The sequence below is a fragment of the Bradyrhizobium sp. CFUWI genome, from assembly GCF_056429085.1.
In genome coordinates, this window is record NZ_JBWJZE010000177.1 from 1 (window position 1) to 461 (window position 461).

Sequence of the window (461 nt, forward strand, 5' to 3'; positions counted from 1 at the left end):
GGCGGTGGCGGGCCTGCTGCTGCTGGGGGATGGCCTCTTGCTCATGGCGCAGCGCCACCTGAACCTCGGCGTGGTGCTGCCTGCCATGCTGGGGGCGGCATTCCTGTTCCTGGCGGTGCGGTGGCGGCAGGTGGCCGGCTGGCGGCGGGAGCGGACAGGCCGCGAGCGCCTGTGGCGCCTGGGATGGGTGCTGCTCGCGCTGTGGCTGGCCTCGGTGTTCTGGTTCTGGGGCCACCTGCGCGGCCTGGGGCTTGCGCCGGCCGAGGTGCCGCCCGTGCGGGCGATCGTGGTGCTGGGCAGCGGCACGCTGGACGGGCAACCGCGGCCGGCGCTGGCGGCGCGGCTGGACACGGCCGCGGAACTGGCGCGCCTGCAGCCGTCCGCTTGGATCGCCGTGTGCGGCGGCGTCGATCTGGGCGAGACCGAGAGCGAGGCGGCCATCATGGCCCGCTACCTGCGGG

The 461-nt window shown here is 75.7% G+C and carries 1 protein-coding gene; it reads left to right on the plus strand.

Features of this window, described 5'->3' with window-relative positions; all coding sequences use genetic code 11:
• On the plus strand, positions 1-461 hold a 461-nt coding region (locus AC066S_RS39290), incomplete at both ends, for a YdcF family protein (protein ID WP_478271977.1).